This window comes from Pseudomonas mosselii, assembly GCF_019823065.1.
GTDB lineage: Bacteria > Pseudomonadota > Gammaproteobacteria > Pseudomonadales > Pseudomonadaceae > Aquipseudomonas > Aquipseudomonas mosselii.
The window spans coordinates 2,809,000-2,829,782 of sequence record NZ_CP081966.1 but is presented as its reverse complement, the minus strand read 5'-3'; the positions used below and the strand labels follow the sequence as shown (position 1 = coordinate 2,829,782).

Below are 20,783 nucleotides of genomic sequence, written 5' to 3'. Positions count from 1 at the left end.
CCAACCCATGGGCCCGTTTGCAGGAGGAAGCAACTCATGCACCGACCGATTCCCCACCCGCTGGCCGTGGCGATCTTCGCCGGCCTGCTCCAGCTACCGGCCCAGGCTGCGCTGTACGCGGTCGACAGCGGCCCCTACACCCTGCCCACCGGCAAGTTCCCCGCCTGGTACCAGGACAGCCACGGCCGGGTGCTCGACCTGTGCCTGTCCAAGGCGGTGAGCTCGCGAGTCGCCGGTGCCCCCGGCGCGCCTTCGTACATGTGCACGCTGTTGCCCACCCCCGGCGTGTTCGACGACACCCAGCCGATCGTCTTCCCCAGCAACTTCCCCGACGAGGCCTTCTGGTTCACCGCCGACGCCGCCATCGTCGATGCCGCCCGCGGTATCGACCTGAGCTTTGGCTCGGCCATCGAGGCTGCCTTCGCCGCCGAAGAGCCGGTGGACGGTGACCAGGTCAGCTTCGCCCGGGTGCGCATTCGCGTCGATGTGCCGGTGGCCGGTACCTACACGATCACCCACCCCTACGGCGTCGAGGTCTTCGACGTGCCAGCGGGCGGGCGCCGGGCGATCAACATGACCCGCGACATCGGCATCGGCTCCCCCGGTGACTACAGCGGCGCGCTCAAGGGCGACGTCGGGCCGTTCCTGCGCAGCGTCAACGGGCCCTACACCGAAACCAACCCGGGCACTGGCGCCAGCGAACGCTACATCGGCGACCCGAACCTGGAAGAGCCGGTCACCGGCAGCCCCTTCAACACCAACTTCGTGCGCATCGAAGGCCCCAACGGCATCGACCTGCGCACCGAGCTGTTCGCCGTCTCCGGCAAGCTGTCCACGGTCAACCGCCCGACACCGCTGATCCCGCAGCGCAGCACCTACTCACGGCACACCGTCAACGGCGACCTGCGGGCCCAGCAGGATGTGTTCGTCATGGCGCCGCCGGCGCCGGCCACGGTCACCCTGACCAGTCAGACACCGGCCCTGCCCCTGGGCGAGGCCAACGGCACCGGCGCCTGGTACGCCCAATCTGCGCTCAACCCGACCCTGCCGCTGACCCTGCAGGTGACCGCCGACAACAGCCTGGCCATCGCCACCAGCACGCCGACCAGCGCCGCCATGCCGCTCACCGACCTGGTGATCATCAGCCGCGCCGAATACAGCCTGGCCAGCGGCCAGCTGACCCTGGTCGCCAGCAGCAGCGACGAGACCAGCCCGCCCGCCCTCACCGCCCGCACCGGCAACGGCACGCTGATCGGCAACCTGAGCGGCAACGGCGCGGTCAAGTCCCTGACCACCGGGCTGTCACCCATCCCGCCGGCGCAGGTGCAAGTCACCAGCAGCCACGGCGGCAGCGACAACGAAGACGTGGTGCTGGTGCCATGAACAGACACCGCCTTCAAGGAGGCCGCATGAATACTTGGTCGCGTCGGGCGCTGTGCGCCGCTGGTTTCACCCTCACCGTCAGCAGCGCGGCCTGGGCAGCGCTGAGCGAGGTCGATCCCGGCCCCTACACCTTCGCCACCGGGGGCTACCCGATGTGGTACAAGGACGCCAACAACCTCGCCCTGGAGCTGTGCCAGTCACGCGCCACCAGCTCGCGGGCACCGGGCGCGCCAGGCGCCCCGGCCTACATGTGCACCCTGCTGCCCGAGCCCGGGGTCTACGACGATGCCCTGCCGCTGGTGTTCCCGGACAACTGGCCGCCGGAGATGTTCTGGTTCCTGGCCGAGACCCAGATCCCGCAGGTGGGCAACAGCGGCTACGAGCTGGAAGTCTATGTCGCAGGCCTCGAGGCGGCCTTCGCCGCCGAGAACCCGGTCAACGGCGACCAGCAGAGCTTCGCCCGCATCCGCATCCGCGCCTCGGTGCCGCGCACCGGCACCTACACCATCACCCACCCGTTCGGCGTCGAGACGGTCAACGTGACCACCGCCGGCCGGCGGGCGATCAACATAACCCGCGACATCGGCATCGGCGCGCCGGGCAACTTCAGCGGCGCCCTGAACGGTAATCTCGGCCCGTTCCTGCGCGGGGTCGGCGGCCCCTACACCGAGGTCAACCCGGACACCGGCGCCACCGAGACCTTCGTCGGCGACCCGAACATCACCGAGGCGGTGACCGGCAGCCCGAACAACACCAACTTCGTGCGCATCCAGGGCCCGGCGGGTACCATCCAGACCAACGTCTTCAGCGTCTCGGGCAAGGTTCTCGACCAGCGCCAGCAGACCCCGGTGACGCTGGAGCGCGCCACCTACCAGCGCAACGCCGCCGGCACCCGCGTCGAGGTCTTCGCCAAGGCGCCGAACAGCGCCAGCCTGTGCCTGCGCAACGGCCTGGCACTGATCGGCTCGCCGCCGTCACCGTGCCAGTTCAGCATGCTCGCCGACAACAACGGGCTGTTCTTCAGCCAGCAACTGAGCCAGGCCGTGCCGCCGTCAGTGGTGGTGGTCACTGCCAGCAGCCCGGCCGGCACCACGCGCCCGACAGCGCTGTCGAGCAAGCTCAGCGACGTGGTCAAGGTTGCCACCGCGCGCTACGACTGGAGCGCCAAGCGCCTGCTGGTCGAGGCCCACTCCAGTGATGAAGTGGTGGTGCCCGACCTGCTGGTACAGGGCTTCGGGCGCATGTCCAAGTCCGGCGTGCAGCAGAGCCTGACGGTCAACGACCTGGCCCAGCCACCCGCCAGCATCACCGTCAAGTCGGCCCATGGCGGTGTCGATGTGGAGCCGGTGGTGGTGGTCGGCAACGCCCCGGTACCAACCGAGAACCAGGCTCCCGTGGCCCAGGCCGACAGCGCCAGCACCAGTGTCGGGGTGCCGATCACCCTCAACCTGCTGGCTAACGACAGCGACCCGGACGGCAATGTGCCGCTGAGCATCACCGACCTCACCCAGCCTGGCACCGGCCTGGGCGGCGTGGTGCTCAACGGCAGCACTTCGGTGACCTACACCCCGCCGAGCGGTGCAACCTCGCCCGTGGTGGCGACCTTCAGCTACCGCGCCCAGGACGCCAAGGGACTGAACTCGACACCGGCCACGGTAACCGTCAATGTCGCGCCGAACCAACCTCCGACTGCAGTGGCCGACAGCGTTGCCACCCTCGGCGTGCCACTGACCATCAACGCGCTGGCCAACGACACCGACCCGGAAGGCAACCTGCCGCTGACCATCGCCAGCGTCACCCAGCCGACCCCGGCCGGGCGCGGCACGGTCAGTACCGACGGCAACGTGATCACCTATACGCCACCGGCCACGGTGAGCGCGACGTTCACCACCAGCTTCAGCTACATCGCCCGTGACGCGATCGGCGCCACCTCGACGCCCGGCACGGTCACCGTGCAGGTATCGCCACGGCCGGCCCAGGAGACCTTCGCGGTCACCGCGGCGACGGTCACGGCGCGCTCGAACAATCGCTTCAACTGGGACATCAGCGGAACGTCCTCGGTGACCACCGGCAACACCATCACCGTGCGCGTGACCACCACCACCGGCGTGCAGACCCTTGGCACTACCACCGTGCCGGTCACCGGCCGCTGGCGCCTGACGGTGAGCAACAGCACGACGCTGGTGCCCACCGCCGCGCCGACCGCCACGGTGACCAGCAGCCAGGGCACCACGCGCACGGTCAACGTGGTGGTGCAGTAACACTCGGGGGGATGCCATGAATGCCTTGTACCCACTGCTGCTGAGCCTGGCCCTCACCGGCCAGGCCCTGGCCGACGACCTGATGGACAACGCCGACCTCGCCGTCGGCAGCGACCTCGGCGAGCCGCTGGTGCTGCGCCTAATGCCGTCGGGCGCCGGCCAGGCCGCGGTGATCGAGCAACTGGGCACGGGCAACCGCGCCGCCCTCGACCAGAACGGCCAGGCTCTGCTGGGCCGGATCGTCCAGGCAGGGAGCGCGCAGGAAGCGTACATCCTGCAGGAGGGCAGCGACCTGACGGCCGCGATCAGCCAGCAGGGCCAAGGCAACAACGCCACGATCCGCCAGAACGGCAGCGACAACAGCGCCGCCATCGAACAGATCGGCAACCACAACAGCGCCACCATCGACCAGCGTGGCACGGGACTGAACAGCGCCGTGACCCAGGCCGGCAACGGCCAGCAGGTCCATGTCACCCAATACCGCTAGGCCCAACAAGACAGATCTGGAGGCAACACCATGCACAAGCTCGCCCCCCTGAGCGCTGCCATCGTCCTGGCCCTTGCCGGCCAAGCCATGGCTGACGACAGCGTTTCGACCCAGAACCAGCAAGGCGCCCAGAACATTGCCGAGGTCAAGCAGTCGCAGGCGCCTTTCGCCTCGGCCACGCAGAACCAGACCGGCCACGATCACAACCACATGGCGTTGCAGGACGCCAGCACCAGCCACATCCAGCAAAGCGCCACCGGCTCGTTCAACGCCGGCTACGCCGAGCAACTGTACGAGAACGGCAGCCAGATCACCCAGCATGCCGGCGGCGAGCTCAACGATGCATTCGCCAGCCAGTCGGTGGGTGAAAACAACGAGGCGCTGCAGATCCAGGCCGGCAGCGGTAACCAGTCGATCATCTGGCAGGACACGCAGACCGGCAGCAAGGCCACCACCTTGCAGTCGGGCTTCGGCAACAGTGCGACCGTCGAACAGCTGTTCGGTGGCAGCAACAACAAGAGTTCGATCATGCAAGGTGGCAGCGACAACCAAGCCGCCGCCGAGCATTTGACCCACCGGGATGGTGATATCGCCATCTACCAGGAGGGCAAGCAGAACTGGGCCTACGGCGACCAGCGCGACGGCCTGGGCGGCACCATCGGCATCGACCAGTACGGTACCGGCAACTCGGTTGAAGTGTGGCAGGACAACCAGGCCGCCAGCCAGGCCAGTGTCTACCAGAATGGCCAGGCCAACGAAGGCTACATCGACCAGAGTTTCGGCCAGGTCAACACTGCCGGCCTCAGCCAGACAGGCCGTGGCAACGCCAGTTGGTCGGACCAATACGAAACCAGCCAGGCGGTGACGAACATTTCGCAGGTGGGCAACAACAACCTGCACTTCACTTACCAGACCGGTGACAACCACAGCCTGACCATCAGCACGGTGGGCAACGCCAACAAGATCATGGCCAGCAACTGGAAGGGCGAGAAGTCCGGCGGGCAATTCGGGGTCGGGCAGCAGGCGCAGATCAACCAGGTAGGTCATGGCAACGGGGTGAATATCACCCAGGAAGGCAACGCCCAGATCGCGCGGCTGAACCAGAATGGCAACCGCAACCAGATGGAGACCCGCCAGGCAGACAGCAACAACGAACTGTACTTCGAGCAGAACGGCAGCGACAACCTGCTCATCGCCGACCAGCGGGGGACTGGCAACTATGCCGAGGGGTTGGCTGCTGGTAGCGGCGGCAGCATTACCGTCGAGCAGTCGGGTAGTGGCAACCAGAGCTACACCTACCAGCTGCAGGGCTATGGGAACGAGGCGACCATCAAGCAGACCGATGGGGTCAACCTGGCCTACGTGACTCAGGCGGGGAATAACAACCAGGCGTTTGTCGACCAGAGCGGTGCGAGTCAGACGGCCAATGTTACGCAGTATGGTAATGCCAACATGGCGACTGTTACCCAGCAGTGACGGGCTTTCCCCTTGGACCGCGGTGTTGGTGCTCCCCTGGCACTGCGGTTCTTTTTTCGGGTTCTGGTTCTGGTTCTGGTTCTGGTTCTGGTTCTGGTTCTGGTTCTGGGATGATTGTTTTGATATTTTTATGCGCATTCGTAGAAGATAACGACATTTAGTCACCTTTCCGCCCTTACGGCGGCCTACTTTTCTCTTGGGAAAAGTAGGCAAAACCGTTCCGCTCCGTTCATCCGGCCCCTGCGCTTCGCTCCGGGGTCCCCTCGCTCCGTTCTTGCTCCCGGGAGGACCGCGCTGAACGCCCCATCCTGGGGCGCAGCGCTTGACGGCCATCCATGGCCGTCACCTCCCTACGCAAGAACTCCGCTCGGCCTCCTGAAGTCGCAATTGGTGTTGCCTGAACTATCGCGCGCTTAGAAGCAAGAGCAAGAGCAAGAGCAAGAGCAAGAGCAAGAGCAAGAGCAAGAGCAAGAAGCGCGAAGTTAGTTGTTTGACCGTTAGTTATGTATTGGCTGTTCCGGCCCTTTCGCGGGGCAAGCCCGCTTCCACAGGGTTATATATAACGGCGACTATCGCGTGGGAGCTGGCTTGCCTCGCGATGCGATCGAGAGATTAATTAAGTTTAAACTAGCGACAGCTGCGTTAGTTCAGGCGCCGCCCGTAACTTGCGCGACTTCAGGAGGCCGAACGCAGGTCTTGCGGAGGGAGGTGACGGGCATGGATGCCCGTCAAGCGCTGGGGCCCAGGATGGGCCCTGCAGCGCGGTCCTCCCGGGAGCAAGGCCGGAGTGAGGGGACCCCGTAGCGAAGCGTAGGGGCCGGATGAATGAGGGTGTCAGAAATTTTGTGTTCGGGCATAACATGAGTAAGAGGTGCATGTATGCCAACCAAAAAGAAACCCTTGCGTGACCTGCCCAAAATCCCCAAAGAGCTGCTGGAGCAGTTCGGTGAGGGCCTGATGACCGCAGAGGCTATCGAGGATGCCTCTGCGGCGTTCAAGAAGGCCTTGATCGAACGCGCTCTGCACGCCGAACTTGGCCACCACCTGGGTTATCCGCCGGGCGCGCAGCGCCCAGAGGATGAAACCAACCAGCGTAACGGCAAGAGTGGCAAGACGGTTTTGACCGGCGATGGCCCGCTGCGGCTGGAAATTCCTCGTGACCGAGACGGCAGTTTTGCGCCCATTCTCATCCCCAAGCATGAGCGGCGGTACACCGGTTTCGATGACAAGATCATCGCCATGTACGCCCGTGGCATGACGGTCAGAGAGATCCGAGCCTTTCTGTCCGAGCAGTATGGAACAGAGGTCTCACCCGACTTCATCAGCTCTGTGACAGACGAGGTCATGGAAGAAATTGGCGCGTGGCAGCAGCGGCCACTGGAGCCCATGTACCCGGTCATTTTCTTCGATGCACTGCGGGTGAAGATCCGCGAAGAAGGCTTGGTGCGCAACAAGGCCATTTACTTGGCGCTGGGCGTTCTACCCGACGGGACGCGCGATATCTTGGGCATCTGGATCGAGAACACCGAGGGTGCGAAGTTCTGGATGAAGGTCTTTAACGATCTCAAGACACGTGGTGTCGAGGATGTGCTGATTGCCGTGACCGATGGCCTCAAAGGCATGCCAGAGGCTCTCAGCGCCGTGTTTCCAGAGACGACGCTGCAGACGTGCATCGTGCACCTGATCCGCAACAGCCTGGACTTTGCTGCCTGGGACAAGCGGCGGGCACTGGCCAAGGCGCTCAAGCCGATCTACCAGGCCATCAACGCCGAAGCGGCTGAGCAGGCACTCGATGAGTTTGAAAACGGGCCCTGGGGCAAGCAGTATCCAACGGTCGTTGCGGCCTGGAGACGCGCCTGGGATCGAGTGATTCCCTTCTTTGTCTTCCCACCAGCCATCCGGAAAGTGATCTACACCACCAACGCCATCGAGAGTATCAATGCCCAGCTGCGCAAGATCATCAAGACCCGAGGCCATTTCCCGAACGATGACGCAGCTACCAAGCTGATCTGGCTGGGGCTGCGAAACATCACGGCGAACTGGGGCTCAGCGGCGCATGATTGGAAAAGTGCGATGAATCAATTCGCGATTTTGTACGGAGATCGGTTCATCAGGCCGACCTGGTGAAAGTCAGGGCCTGCCTGACGGCAGGCCGTTACCGGCCCGCACACAAAAAATCTGACACTTCCGGATGAATGAGCGCGCGGTTTTGCTTACTTTTGCCAAGACAAAAGTAAGTCGCCGCAAGGCGAAACAACGAAATAAGCGTCGACATCGCAAATAAATGCGCATACAACTTCCAAAACCACCTAACAACAACAACAACAACAACAACAACAACAACAACAACAACAACCCACAAACCTTTAAACACAATACGCCACCAGAGTTAAAACACTCAAAACCATACGAGATCCCTACACCCGCCAGCGCGAGCTACAATACCCCCTCCCCAGGCCTCCCCCAAGCCAACCATGATCCAGTCCAACCTCGACCTCTTCGCCCCCCACCCCCAGCGCCTGGCCCTCCAGACAACGCTGCTGCCCGGCTTCGCCCTGCCCGACCTCGAACCCCTGCTGGACGCCCTGCGCCCCGTGCTCCGCGCAGCACCATTTCGCCATATGCAAACCCCCGGCGGCCTGCGCATGGCAGTGGCCCTGACCAACTGCGGCTCACTGGGCTGGATCAGCGACGAAAACGGCTACCGCTATACCCCCATTGACCCTGTCAGCGCAAAACCCTGGCCCGCCCTGCCCCAGGTACTCATCGACCTGGCCACCCGAGCCGCCGCACTGGCAGGCTTCGAAGGCTTCATACCGGACGCCTGCCTGGTCAACCATTACCTGCCCGGCACCCGTCTGAGCCTGCACCAGGACCGCGACGAACAAGACTACGGACAACCGATCGTCTCGATCTCACTGGGTCTGCCAGCGGTATTCCTGTTCGGCGGCCTGCAGCGCTCGGACCGTCCCCAGCGCATCCCGCTGAATCACGGTGACGTGCTGGTATGGGGCGGCGAAGACCGTCTGCGCTTTCATGGCGTGATGCCGATCAAACCTGGCGTTCACCCACGCATGGGCGAGCGACGAATCAACCTCACCCTGCGCAAGGCAGGATGAGTTCGGCAGCTACGGACTACAGAACCACTCGCGCCGTTCGTCGAAAGCAGCCCGGATCGCCCCCACCATCACCTGCACCAGCGGGTCGGCCTCGGTCTGGCCGTTGACCGCCAGCCACACCCGCCGCCGCATCGGTTCGCGGAACAGGCCCGGCAAGGCCAGCAATCCACGGTCCAGGTGCGTCGCATAGTGCGGCAACAAGCCGACGCTGGCGCTGCATTTGATCAGCTGGCAGTACATCTCGTAGTCCTGGATCTGCGTCACCCCGGCCGTACGGGTGCGCAGCAGCGCCTGCCAGGGCATCAGCGCCTGCACGCCAGCTTCGCCCTGCCATTGCACCAGCATGTAGTCCTGCAGGTCCGCCAGGCTGGTCGGCCGGTTGGCCTCACGGGCATAGCGCTTGGCGATATGCGGCAGGTACTCGAGGGTGGCCAGAGCCTCGGGGGCCGCACCGGCAAAACTGCCAGCATGGGCGCCGTGGCTGGCATCACCCAGCCACAGGGCGACATCGGCAACCTGCTCGGGCGCCTGGCGACCGTCAAGGGTGGCCACCTCCAGACGCATGCCGGCATGCTGGCGCACGAAGTTGATCAGGTTGCGACCCAGCAGGTCCTGCAGCAGCGGCTCGGCCACGGCCAAGCGCACGCTCGCGCTTTGCTCTCGCGGCAGCGGCACGACCGGCTCGCGCGCCTGGAGTATCAGCAGCAGGCGTTCACCCTGCTGGCTGAGCACCGGGTTATTGTTGCGGTTGACGAACAGGCTGTAGCCCAGGCGCGCCTCCAGCGCCGCCAGGCGTTTGCGCAGGGCCACCGGTTTGAGATTAAGCCGCCGCGCCGCCTGCATGAAACAGCCGCAGCGCGCGGTGACCAGGAAACAGTTCAGGGTCTGTTCGTCCAGGGCCAACGGCACCTGGGGACGAACGACAGGCATGGCGGTATCCGGGGCTCGCCCCGGGGACAGATCGATCGGCATCCCTCGCCTCCCACGGGCCCGCCTGGGCAGGCCCGGCTCTTCCATGGTTGTTGGCGACTAGCGGCTGCTTTCCAGGACCTGGTTCAGCGCCGCGCCATCGATGCTCAGGGTGGCCGTGTCGAACATCCCCTCGACATAGGCCTTGGCCACCTGCTCCTGGCGCTGGGCGCGCAGCAATTCGCGCAAACGTGGCGCCACCTCCTCGAAGGTCGCTGCCCTGGCGGGCTGCTGCTCGACCAGCTTGATGATGTGGTAGCCCGCTACACTCTGCACCGGGTCGCTGACCGTGCCCACCTTCAGCTTGGGCACCACTCCGCGAACCTCGGGCTGCAATTGCGCCAGGGCCTGCAGTCCGGTGTCGCCGCCGGCGGAGGCCGTGCCGGCATCCTGGGAGTGTTCACGGGCGAGCGCGGCAAAGTCCGCATCCGCAGCCTGGGCCTGCTTGGCCAGCGTCTGGGCCTGTTTGCGCACGGCCTCGTCGTCCCTGGGATTTTCCACCCGCAGGAAGATCTGGCTCAGGCGGTAGCGCACCGGCAGTTGCAACCCGGCCTTGCCCGCCTCATAGGCCTGCTTGAGCTCAGCCTCGCTGGGGTAATCGTCAGGCACCTTGCTCACCGAGTTCAGGTAGTCGCGCAGGACGATCTGCTCGGTGGCCGCGCGGGTCTGCACCTGGATTTCCGGGCGCTGCAACCAGCCCTGGGCCTCGGCCTGCTGGTAGAGAGCCTTTTCCGCCAGGCGGGCGCGGATCCAGGCCTCCAATGCCGGTCGGTCGCCGCGCAGGCTGGCCCGGGCTTCCTCGGGCAACTGGGCGAACAGCGCCTTGAGTTCGCCACTGCCAACCTGCTGCTCGCCCAGGCGCGCCAATACCGGGCCCTTGTCGGCCGCCACCAGGGCGGCTGGCGACGCTGGACGCGCCGCCGCCACCGGCTCGTCGCCCGGGCGCAAGGCCAGGGCAACCGCCACCGCGACAATGGCCAGCGCGCCGGCGCCGGCCCAGAAAGTGCGCGCCGTCACGAGGCGCGCTCTTCGTCATGGGCGACCTGGGTTTGTTGCTGGCCGGCCACGTTACGGCTGTAGTCGCGCAGGTAGACGATCAGTTCCTGCAGCAATCGATCCCACAGCACCAGGCTGCCCAGCAAATGCTGCTGACTGACGCCATCGGCGACCACCACATCCTGCTCCATCACCAGGAACTCGCCCTGCACCGACAGCCGGGCGAAGCGGCGGCTGGCGTTCCAGTGCTCGGCCAGGCCCGCCGGCAGCTCGCCCTGGATACGCAGGGCGCAGCTGAAGGTGAAGTCGAGGAACTCGCCGTCCTTGCCCGCGGCCCGGTTGCCGAAACGTACGGCATAACCCACGCCCTGGCTGGCGCTGAGCAACTGCACCACGGCGTTCTGCTCGGTGCGGTTGACCCGGCAGCCGGCATCCTGCAGCAACTGGGTCAGGGAGTCGGCGCTAACGGTTTCGATCAGGGTCACTTCGGTCATGTGCTTACTTCCTTGCGTTGAGAAAACGTCAATGGGGCACGCCCTTGGGGGCGTCGAACTGGCTTTCGTAAAGCTTGTCGCCATAGGCCTGGGCCAGCTCCTCGAACTTGACCCGGGCACCACCGGCGAAGGGCTGGCGCATCTTCATGACATCGGCGATATCGACCTTCTCGTAGGCGGCCAGCATCTCCTTGGCCACCCCGTACATCTGCTGGTTGCGGGCCTGGCATTGCTGCACCTGGCTGTCACGCTCGCCCAGTTGCGCCTGCAGGGTGGCGCGCTCGCTTTCCTTGGCGCGCGCCATCGCCAGCAGCTCGTCATAGGCCTGCTTGTACTTGTGCAGTTGTTCGTTGCTGCTGGCCACCAGCGCCTGGGCCTGGCTGTGCACGGCCTGTTGCTGGCCAGCCAGTTGCTCGCTCTGGCCGCGGGCCTTGGCCAGTTGCGCGGTCAGTTCGCGTACCTGGCCTTGAGCAGCGTCACGCTGCTGCTCGGCCGCCTGGCGGGCGGCGCTGGCCTGGGCTTGCTCGCTCTGCAGGGCCTGCAGCTGTTGCGTGGTGCTGCGCAGTTGGGTGCGCAGACGTTCCTCGAGGGTTTCGGCCGACGCCGAGGCCGCCAGGCTTGCGCCCAGGGCCAGCATCAACCAGGCGCAGCGGTGGCGATAAGCTCCCTTGTTCATGCCCGTGCTCCTTCCCTAGAACCGAGTGTTGACTTCAAGTTGTAGCACATCGATGTCAAACGGCGCGCCGTAGACCGCCTCGCTGCTCAACCAACGGGCTGTAGCGTAGACGTTGTCGGCCAGGCCGTAGTTGCCACCGAGGAAATAACCCTTGGCGTTGGTGCCGCCGAGGTGGAAGCTCGAGTCGTTGAAGCCGTCCGGCAGCGCGTCGGGCTCGATGCGCTTGTAGCCGGCGAACAGGTTCCAGTCGCCGGCCTTGCGCATGTCCAGGGCGTTGCCCAGGGTGAACTGGAGCATCCAGGCATCGCCGCCGCTCTTGAGGTTGCCGTTCTCGTCGACGTTGTTGGCCAGTTGTCCCGCCGAACGCTTGCGCATGTCGCCCTCGTCGTAGGCCAGGTTGTGGACGTAGTTGGCCTGGCTGCGCAGCTTGAAGTCATGGGGCAGGTCGGCGTCCCACACCAGGTTCAAATCAAGCAGCTCAAACTCCGAGGCGATGCCGACGAATTGCGGCTGCGGCGTGGCCGCCGGGTTGGCCGGATTCGGCGTGATGTCGCGGAGCAGGAACACGGTGTTGCCCTTCTGCATGAAGGTCGGCCGGGATTCGTCGCTGTCGCAGCCCGGCTGGCCATCCCACGGGGCGCAAGGGCTGGAGCGCTCGCCGGCGATATCGTCGAAGCGGTAATAGGCCATCGCGCCCTTGAGTCGATTGCTGTCGTTGAGCGCCCATTTCGCGCCCAACTGCGCGCCGTACAGCCACTTGTTGTCGCTGTCTTCCTTATCCAGGCCGTTGCTGGTGGCGTTGTCGTCGCTGTATTGCACAGGGAATGCGCCGACGGTGCCGAACAGGCTGAGGTCGCGGCCCAGCGGCTGGTCGAACAGCGCCGCCACGCCATCGAAGTTGAGGTCGTGGGAATACAGGATGTCGGTGGACATGAACGGGTTGGCGATCCGCCCGCCGGTCAGCGTCAGGCGCTCGCTCGGCGTCCAGGTGACGTAACCCTGGTCGAGCCAGATGTCCTTCTTGCCGAAGCCGCCACCAAGGTTCTGGGTGGTCGAGACCGGGTTGTTGTTGGAGCCGGTGGCGACGCGGATGCCAGCCACCCAGTTCTCCGCCAGCTGCGCCTTGAGGCCGAAGCGCGCCCGCAGGCGCAGGAGGCTGTCGCGATCCTCGCGGGTGTTGAGCAACGGAGGCAGGCTTGAGCTGCTGTTGGGGTTGACGTCGTAGGGGCCCTTTTCATTGAGCTTGGCGAAATCGACGATCTCGTTGCTGTTGCCATCGGCATAGGAACGCGACTCGTAGCGCAAACGCAGATCGCCGTCGAAGCTGATGCGTGAGGCCCAGTCAGGGAAGGTGTTGGGCGCGGCCCAGTTTTCCTGCTTGGCGGTGCTCATCACCTCCGCCTTGATCTCGTCGCGGATCTGCTGGCGGACGATGGCCGGCACGTATTGCACGCGCACCTCACCGTTGGCGGCCGGGGCCTGGGCGACAATCGGCGCGCCGCTGGCGGCGACCCGCGCCTGCTGAGCTTCGCGTTCGGCCTGGGCGATCAGCGCGTCGGCCTTGTCCTGCTTGAGCACGCCCTGCTCCACCAGCAGGCGGATCAGGTTGACGGTCGCGTTCTCCGACGGCGCGGCGTGGGCGACGGTCGGACCGACCGCGGTGGCGGCGGCCAGCAGGCCGAGCGCCAGGGTCAATCGGTTGACTGGGCACTTCATGGGTTTGCAGCTCCTGTGGGTCAGTCGTGCTTCGTTGTTCATGGCCGGCGCCCCTGCAGGGCGATCTTCACCGGCAAGGTCAGGTTGGCGGGCGGGCGCTGGTCGAGGGCGCGGGCGCCGCGCAGGGCGGCGAGCACCTGGGCGTCCACCTCCGGCTCGCCGCTGCCGCGCAGCAGCTCGACACGGGTGATCTCGCCCGCGGCGCTGAGCCAGATCTCGGCCTGCAGGTTGAACACCAGGTTGCGCAGCTCGGGGTTGTCGCGCAGCAGGCGCTGGAAGGCGTAGGCCAGGTACTGGCTGTAGGTGCCGCTGCCCAGCCCCCCTCCGCCGCCACCGGCCATGCCGCCGCCCTTGCCGGCGCCGACGTTGAAGCTGTCGCCGCCCGCTTGCGCGTCGCCGTCCATCTGCATCGGCTCGGCCAGGTCCTGGGCCGGATCGGGCGCCTCCTCGGCGGGCTTGACCTCTTCGGCCTCGGGCACCGGCTGCGGCTCGACGATCTTCTCCTCGACCGGCGGCTCGGGCTCCTTGGGCGGCTCGGGCGGTGGTGGCGGCGGTGGCGGCAGCGGGATGATCGCCGGCACCTTGGGCGCTTCGCGGCGCACCCCGGCCATGTCGTTGGCCCACTGCCACAGCAGCCAGGCCAGGCCAGCGCCAGCAACGGCGAGCACGGCCCAGGTCAGCAGGCGGCGGGGGTTGACTGTACGTTCCATGGCTGCCCTCACCCCTGGTTCGGCTTGCCGGTAACCAGCCCGACCTGGGCCAGTTCGAGACGGCGCAGCAGGTCGAGCACCTCGACCACCTTCTGGTACTGCACGCCCGCGTCGCCGCGCACGATCAGCGGGAAGTCGGGGTTGCGCGCCTTCTCGCTGCGCAGGCGGTCCTCCAGCTCCTGCAGCGTCACCGGATAGGCGTCGAGAAACACCTGGCCGGCGTCGTTGATCGAGATCGCCTTGGTCTTGGGCTGGGCCAGCGACACCGTGGCGCTGGCCTTGGGCAGCTGCACCTGGATCCCGGAAACCTGCGCAGTGGCGGTGAGGATGAACATCACCAGTACCACCATCAGCACGTCCACCAGCGGGGTGATGTTGATGCTGTCGACCGCGGCGTCGGTGTCGTCGTCATGGGCGTTGTTCACGGATGCCATGGCTGTGCCCTCACGCCGGAACCGACGGGTTGACGCTGCGCCCGGTCGGGCGCTGCGCCGCTTCACCGGCCTGGCCCTCGCCGTGCAGCTCGGCCAGGCGGGTGATGAACTCGTCGACGAATACCCGCATGTCGGCGCTGACCTCGCGGTTGCGCGTGGTCAGGCGGTTGTAGCCGAACAGCGCGGGGATGGCGACGAACAAGCCCATGGCGGTGGCCAGCAGCGCCGCGGCCATGCCCGGGGCGATGGCATTGATGTTGACGTCGCCGGCCATGGCGGTGCCGAGGAACACCACCATGATCCCCAGCACCGTGCCCAGCAGGCCGATGTAGGGGCCGCCGGCAATGGCGTTGGACAGGGTCGACAGCTTCGATGACAACGCCTGGTTCTCGCGGGTGCGCACGCCGTCCATGGAGCAGCGGATGGCCTCGATGGTGGCCGCGGACACTTCGCGGGTGTCGGCGCCCTGGGCGCGGCGGGTGCGCAGTTCCTGCACGGCCACCAGGTACAGGCGCCACAGCGAGGAGTCGGTGAGCCGCCCATGCAGGTCCTGATCGTCGGCGAACTGCTCCAGGCGCGTGCCGACCATGGCGAACCGCTCGCGAAAGCGGGTGTTGGCGGCGGTGACGCGACTGAGGGTGCGCTGCTTGCGTAGCATGATCACCCACGACTGCACCATCATCAGCACCAGGATGGCGATGATCACCCAGGCGTCCACCGGCACCGCCTTGAGCAGGAAGCCCAGGCCGCCGAAGCCGAAGCCCGACTGTTCCTCGTCGACGCCGTACACCACCAGGCGCGACTCGGCGCCCTGGGCCAGTACATCGGCCTGCAGGCCTGCCTGGCTGCGGGCCACGCGCGACAGGCGCAGTTCGTCCAGGGCGCCGACAAAAGGCGCGAACTGGCTGGTCACCTCGCCTTCGGGCGGCGGCAGGTCACCACCAATGCCGACGGCACCGTTGAAGGCCGCCAGACTGGCGGCCAGGCGGGCCACCGGCTGGCCTTCGAGCAACAGGCTCAGGTTGCCGCCCTCGCCCACCAGTGCCAGGTGTTGCCACTGACCGGCGCTCACGGCCTGGCTGGCGCTGGCGCGCTGGCCGTCAACCTCGACGAAAGGCACGCCCTGGGCCAGGCCCAGCAACAGGCTGTGGCCGGCCTCGCGACGGGCCAGCAGCAGTTGCTCGCCCACCGCCTGATCCTGGCGCAGCCAGGTGCTGAAAGTGAACGCCGCGCCCGCCGGCAGTTGCAGCGAGGCGCTGGCCGGCAGTTGCAGGCCCTGGCCACCGAGCTGAATGGCCCGGCCGATCACGCCGTCGACGCTCACCGTCGGCCCTTGCAGCTGATTGCCATAGGGGCTGGCGTCGCGGGCGGTGGCACTGTCGAAGTGGTAGAGCGCGGTGTAGTCGGCGTCGAAGCTGGGCTGGCCAGCAGGCGCCTGGGCTTTCGGGTTGCCGTAGTACATCCACAGCTCCTGGCGCTGGCCCGCTTCTATGCGTGGCACGTCCACCCAGATCAGCGCCATGCCCATCAGCGGATCGAACTGCTCGACATGGTGGTTGAGCACGGTCTTGTCATCGGCGCTGACGAAGCGGATGTCGGCGCCGGTCTCGCTGACGCCGTCGAAGCTGAAGTTGCCGGTGTGCAGGCGCACCAGCAGCGCGGTGCGGCCCAGCGCCTGGGTCAGTCCGGCGCCCTGGGGCGTGGTGTCCACGGCGATCTGCTTGCGGTACATCCAGTCGTCCTGCCACCAGGCGCTGGCGCTGCCCGGCAGGGCGAAGCCCAGGCACAGCAGCAAGGTCAATATCAGGCGTTGCATGAGAGGTCTCCAGGTCGATGCCGGTCAATGAGTCAGAAGGTCGCCTGCACACTGAAGTGCACACGGGAAGCGTTCTTGTCGGTGTTGGGGCCGTCCTTGAGCGGCACGGCCCAGTCGACGCTGCCGGACAGCCAGTCGTTGAGCGTGGCGCGGGTGCCGATGCCGGCACTGGCCAGGCTGTAGCGGTCGTCCTGCTCGGGCAGCGCGTCCTGCAGGCGCAGCTGGGCGCCTTCGGCGAACAGATAGAAGCGCCAATCGCTGATGTAGCTGCCGACATAGCGGCCGATGGATGGGGTGCGCAGCTCCTGGGAGAACAGCAGGCCGTCGTCCCCGGTACGCTCGGCGGCCAGGTAACCGCGCACCGAAGTGGCACCGCCGGCGGCGAACTGCTCGTTCGACACCAGCGGCCCCGAGGCCAGCTGGAAGGCCAGCTTCGAGGCGCTCTGCCAGGAGCCTGCGAAGTCGAAGGTGTAGCTGCCGTCGCCCTTGAGCGCGGCGAAGCTGGAATCGGCGCGGTAGCGCTTGTAGTCGAACTCGGCGTCGTCGCTGCCGTAGCCCAGCAGGCTGCGGGTGCCGGCCACCAGGCTCAGGCCCAGGCTCAGCTGGTCCTGCTCGGTGAAGCGGTAGCCGGTGTAGCCCAGGGTGATGGGGGCGTACTTGAGTGGTACCTTGTCGCTGCTGGCGCCCAGGCCGACCTGCTCGTCGAAGTCCTTGAAGTCCACGCCGATCGACAGGGCGTTGGCCCAGGCGCCGACGCCCGGCAGGTTGTAGATTGCCGAAACACCATAGGAATGGCCCTTGCCCAGGACGTTGGTGCCGCCCACCGTGGCGACGTTGCTGTCGGAGTGGTAGCCGGAGAACTGCACGGTCCAGCGCTCGTTCAGGGGTGCGGCGTAGGAGCCGGACCAGACTTCGGCATTGTCACGGTCCTGGGGCGCGGTGAACCAGGTCAGCGAGACGCTGTGGCCGGCCTGCCAGAGGTTGTTGTAGCCCAGGCTGATGACGCTGCGCAGCTTCTCGGTGTCGGCGCTGTGATCGTTGTTCAGGCCCAGGCTCAGGTGCCAGGGCTGCTTGTCCTCGACCTGCAGGTCGACATCCATGGTGCCCGGCCGCTGGCCTTCGCGCACCAACGGCATGACCTGCCGGCCCGGGGTGCGGTTGAGCGTGGCCAGTTCGTCCTGCACCTGGGCGAAGTCGGGCACCTTGCCCTCCTCCAGCGCCGGAACCTGTTCACGAATCTCCAGCGGCGAGTAATGCTTGGCGCCCACCACCCGCACTCGCCCGACCTTGGTTTCGCTCACCTGCAGGTAGACCACGCCGCCCTCGACCTTCTGCTCGGGCAGCTCGACGAACACCGACTGGTAGCCACGGGCCTGGTAGCTTTTCTGCAGGGCCTCGCGGGCGCCTTCGAGGTCGGCCAGGGACTTGTCCGGCCCCAGGTAGGGATAGACCGCCTCCTCGATGGCCTGGGCGTCGAGCACCGTATTGCCGCGCACCACGTATTCATTGATCTCGACCCGGCGCTGCGCCTCGTCCGCGGACACGTTGCCCGCCAGCAGGCACGACAGCAGCCCTGCGCCCATGGCGCATCGCTTGAAGAAAAAATGCTCCACACCGCCCCCTTGAGCGCCAGGAATTCGTTGGGTTTCTAGTGGTTTGCGTCAGGCGCGGCCTGACCTTGGTGACGTGCCAGCCAGCTGTGCAGCAAGGCCAGGTTGAGGCTGAACTCGGGCATGGCCTGCAGGCTCGCGCCGAGCACCTCGTCGACCATGCGCTGCAGCAGCGACACGGCCATGGCGCTGCCCAGCAGCACGCCGAGGTCATGACTGAACAGGCTGAAGTTCCACACCCGCGATTTCAGTTCCAGGCCGGCGAACCAGCGGAACAGCAGGTTGTAGTTGAGCTGCTCGTAGAGCTGCTTCTCGCTGGGCACCGAATACAGCAACTGCAGCAGCAGCACGTGCATCAGTGTGTGCGGGGCGATGATCATGCCCTGCTGCTCGGCCAGCAGCGCCAGCGCGGCCTGGTGCTCATCCAGCAAGGCTTCGATACGCGGCTTGAGCAGCGCCAGCGAATGCCCGGGCGGCACGCAGCTGGCCACCTCGCGCAGGGCGCCCTGCCAGTCTTCCTGGGAGACGATCCATACCCACGGCGCGCCGTAGCGATAGACCGAGACCGGCTGCTTGCGCGCCGCCTCGACGATCTTCGCCAGGCGCTGGTCGAGCTCCTGCATTCCCACTTTCGTGTAGCGTTCCATAGTCCCCATCGCCCCGCTCCCAGGCCGTTCCCCAAGGCTCGACCGGCCTGATGGCCAGATGCCTTGCCGGTATCCATGGCTTTGACGGGGGTGGCGCTTTGCTACCGACGTTTTGTCATGAAAGGTTCATCAGGGAGACTGCATCGAGGGGGCGGAGCAACCATTGGTCGGCAACGGAAAATCCAGCGTCGAATGTCCGCGCTGCCATTCGACCACTCGGTGAACCCCCAGCGTGGAGTCACGCCCATGAGCCATTCCACCCCCAAGCATGCCGTGGTCACGCGCAGCCAATGGCTCGCCGCCCGCCGGCAACTCTGGTTGCACGAGAAAGCCTTTACCCATCAACGCGATGAACTTGCCGCTGCCCGCCGCGCCTTGCCCTGGGTGCAGGTGGAGCAGGACTATCGTTTCCAGGGCCCACACGGTGAGCTGAGTCTGGCCGAGCTGTTCGCCGGGCGCAGCCAACTGCTGGTCTATCACTTCATGTTCGCCGGGGGCTGGAGCGAAGGCTGCCCGGGCTGCTCCTTCCTCGCCGATCATTTCGACGGCGCCAACCTGCACCTGGCCCACCATGACGTGTCGCTGGTGGCGGTGTCACGGGCACCCTATGGCGAATTCCAGGCGTTCCGCCAGCGCATGGGCTGGCAGTTCCCGTGGTATTCCTCGCACGGCAGCACCTTCAACCAGGACTTCGGGGTCACTGTCGCCACCGATGGCAGCGCCCAGTACAACTACGAGCCCTACAGCGGCGACGAGGCGGAGTTGCCCGGATTGAGCGCGTTCTACCGGGACGCCGACGGCAGCCTGTACCACACCTACTCCACCTATGCCCGGGGGCTGGACATCCTGGTCAATGCCTACAACTTCCTCGACGTGGCCCCCCTGGGGCGCAACGAGGAAGGGACGATGGATTGGGTGCGCCATCATGATCGCTATGACGGGGCCCAAGGCAAGTCACACTGCTGCGGGGACTGATCGTTTCGCTGGTGGTGTCAGATCGCCTGCACCGCCAGCAATTCGGTCAGCACCTCGGCCAGCGCCTTGACCATCGCGTCCGCCGTTGGCCGGTGCACGATCACGATTTCGTAGCTGTCCACCTCCGGCAGCCCCTGCCCGGCGCCCAGCACCCGATGCTCGTCGAGCGCCGCCCGCGGGGGCAGCAGGCTGATGCCCATGCCGTCGGCCACCGCCGCCTGGATCCCGCTGAGGCTGGAACTGGTAAAGCTGATGCGCCAGCGCCGGCCCATGCCTTCGATCGCGCTGATCATGTCGTCGCGGTACAGCCCGCGTGGCGGAAAGGTCACCAACGGAATCGGATCGAGCTCGAAGGACGGCGTGCGCGCGCTGTCGATCCACTGCAAACGCTCTGGCCAGCAGGCCACGCCCTCGCGGCTGTTGCGCCGCTGCTTGAGCAGCACCAGGTCGAGTTCACCGTTGTCGTAGGCCTGGCTGAGATCGCGGCACAGGCCGCTGGTGACCTCCAGCTTGACCTGCGGGTGGCGTCGGCTGAACGCGGACAATGCGTTGGTGGTGCGCCCGCCGACGAAATCCTCCGGCACGCCCAGGCGCACGGTGACCCCGACCATCGCCCCGGCCAGGGCTTCAAGCATCTGGTCATTGAGGGCCAGCATGTGCCGGGCGTAACCGAGCAAGGTCTGCCCGGCATCGGTGGGCAACACATCGCGGTTGCCACGCACCAGCAGGCGATGGCCGACCATGTCCTCCAGGCGGCGGACCTTCTGGCTGATGGTCGACTGGGTGGAATGCAGGCGGGCGGCGGCGGTGGTGAAACTGCCGCAATCGGCCACCACGACGATGGCGCGCAGCAGGTCGAGGTCGAACAAGGCCCTATTCGGTTTTACGCTGGAAGACATCTCTGTATTCGACTTCTGAATGACAAGGCTGACTTCTACCATGGGCGCCCAGTGCCGGCAACATGCGCAAATACACTGGATCCCATCCGGATAATTCACTTCTCCTACAACCACA

Annotated in this window: 18 protein-coding genes; 7 read left to right on the top strand and 11 right to left on the bottom strand. The window is 66.0% G+C overall.

What is annotated here, in order from left to right; all coding sequences use genetic code 11:
* The first annotated feature begins 36 nt into the window (after positions 1-36).
* The 6 genes from K5H97_RS13110 to alkB all read left to right on the top strand — a co-directional run bounded on the left by K5H97_RS13110 (position 37) and on the right by alkB (position 8,726).
* A complete protein-coding gene (locus K5H97_RS13110; RefSeq protein ID WP_028692098.1) occupies positions 37-1,383 on the top strand; it encodes a hypothetical protein in 1,347 nt (448 codons plus the stop codon).
* A 26-nt stretch (positions 1,384-1,409) separates the two neighbouring features.
* Positions 1,410-3,644, top strand: a complete 2,235-nt coding sequence (locus K5H97_RS13105; protein WP_028692099.1) for an Ig-like domain-containing protein — start codon at positions 1,410-1,412, stop codon at positions 3,642-3,644.
* A gap of 16 nt (positions 3,645-3,660) precedes the next feature.
* A complete protein-coding gene (locus tag K5H97_RS13100; RefSeq protein WP_028692100.1) occupies positions 3,661-4,131 on the top strand; it encodes a curlin in 471 nt (156 codons plus the stop codon).
* Positions 4,132-4,161: 30 nt separating this feature from the next.
* Positions 4,162-5,607 (top strand): curlin, encoded by a 1,446-nt coding sequence (locus K5H97_RS13095; protein ID WP_028692101.1) that lies wholly within the window; start codon positions 4,162-4,164, stop codon positions 5,605-5,607.
* Positions 5,608-6,486: 879 nt separating this feature from the next.
* Entirely contained in the window at positions 6,487-7,734 is a 1,248-nt protein-coding gene (locus K5H97_RS13090) for an IS256 family transposase (protein ID WP_060489951.1), read from the top strand.
* Between the two features lie 347 nt (positions 7,735-8,081).
* Positions 8,082-8,726, top strand: a complete 645-nt coding sequence (gene alkB / locus K5H97_RS13085) for a DNA oxidative demethylase AlkB (protein ID WP_028692161.1) — start codon at positions 8,082-8,084, stop codon at positions 8,724-8,726.
* A 9-nt stretch (positions 8,727-8,735) separates the two neighbouring features.
* Here the strand turns inward: alkB and K5H97_RS13080 are convergent, their stop codons facing one another.
* The 10 genes from K5H97_RS13080 to K5H97_RS13035 all read right to left on the bottom strand — a co-directional run bounded on the left by K5H97_RS13080 (position 8,736) and on the right by K5H97_RS13035 (position 18,794).
* Positions 8,736-9,656, bottom strand: a complete 921-nt coding sequence (locus tag K5H97_RS13080; RefSeq protein ID WP_051555736.1) for a LysR family transcriptional regulator — start codon at positions 9,654-9,656, stop codon at positions 8,736-8,738.
* 99 nt (positions 9,657-9,755) lie between these two features.
* Complete coding sequence (locus tag K5H97_RS13075; protein WP_028692163.1) at positions 9,756-10,712, bottom strand: peptidylprolyl isomerase; 957 nt, start codon at positions 10,710-10,712, stop codon at positions 9,756-9,758.
* Entirely contained in the window at positions 10,709-11,185 is a 477-nt protein-coding gene (locus K5H97_RS13070) for a YbjN domain-containing protein (RefSeq protein ID WP_028692164.1), read from the bottom strand. Before K5H97_RS13070 ends, K5H97_RS13075 begins: the two co-directional genes overlap by 4 nt.
* A 28-nt stretch (positions 11,186-11,213) precedes the next feature.
* Positions 11,214-11,861 (bottom strand): hypothetical protein, encoded by a 648-nt coding sequence (locus K5H97_RS13065; RefSeq protein ID WP_028692165.1) that lies wholly within the window; start codon positions 11,859-11,861, stop codon positions 11,214-11,216.
* A gap of 15 nt (positions 11,862-11,876) precedes the next feature.
* Positions 11,877-13,577: a putative porin gene (locus tag K5H97_RS13060; RefSeq protein ID WP_028692166.1), complete on the bottom strand. Its 1,701-nt coding sequence runs from the start codon at positions 13,575-13,577 to the stop codon at positions 11,877-11,879.
* A gap of 38 nt (positions 13,578-13,615) precedes the next feature.
* Positions 13,616-14,287, bottom strand: coding sequence for an energy transducer TonB family protein (locus tag K5H97_RS13055; protein WP_028692167.1), 672 nt, complete (start codon positions 14,285-14,287; stop codon positions 13,616-13,618).
* 8 nt (positions 14,288-14,295) lie between these two features.
* Entirely contained in the window at positions 14,296-14,721 is a 426-nt protein-coding gene (locus K5H97_RS13050; RefSeq protein WP_028692168.1) for an ExbD/TolR family protein, read from the bottom strand.
* A gap of 10 nt (positions 14,722-14,731) precedes the next feature.
* Positions 14,732-16,537: a DUF2341 domain-containing protein gene (locus K5H97_RS13045; RefSeq protein WP_028692169.1), complete on the bottom strand. Its 1,806-nt coding sequence runs from the start codon at positions 16,535-16,537 to the stop codon at positions 14,732-14,734.
* A 32-nt stretch (positions 16,538-16,569) separates the two neighbouring features.
* On the bottom strand, positions 16,570-18,120 hold the full coding sequence (locus K5H97_RS13040; RefSeq protein ID WP_232854068.1) for a ShlB/FhaC/HecB family hemolysin secretion/activation protein: 1,551 nt from the start codon (positions 18,118-18,120) through the stop codon (positions 16,570-16,572).
* 65 nt (positions 18,121-18,185) lie between these two features.
* Positions 18,186-18,794 carry a transposase gene (locus K5H97_RS13035; protein ID WP_028692171.1) on the bottom strand — a complete coding sequence of 203 codons (609 nt, stop codon included), beginning with the start codon at positions 18,792-18,794 and terminating at the stop codon, positions 18,186-18,188.
* Positions 18,795-19,040: 246 nt separating this feature from the next.
* Between K5H97_RS13035 and K5H97_RS13030 the strand changes: the two genes are divergently transcribed.
* A complete protein-coding gene (locus tag K5H97_RS13030) occupies positions 19,041-19,769 on the top strand; it encodes a DUF899 domain-containing protein (protein WP_028692172.1) in 729 nt (242 codons plus the stop codon).
* 17 nt (positions 19,770-19,786) lie between these two features.
* Here K5H97_RS13030 and K5H97_RS13025 read toward each other — a convergent pair whose 3' ends face one another.
* The gene (locus tag K5H97_RS13025; protein ID WP_028692173.1) at positions 19,787-20,668 is read right to left on the bottom strand and encodes a LysR substrate-binding domain-containing protein; all 882 of its coding nucleotides are present in this window, start codon (positions 20,666-20,668) and stop codon (positions 19,787-19,789) included.
* Positions 20,669-20,783 lie beyond the last annotated feature (115 nt).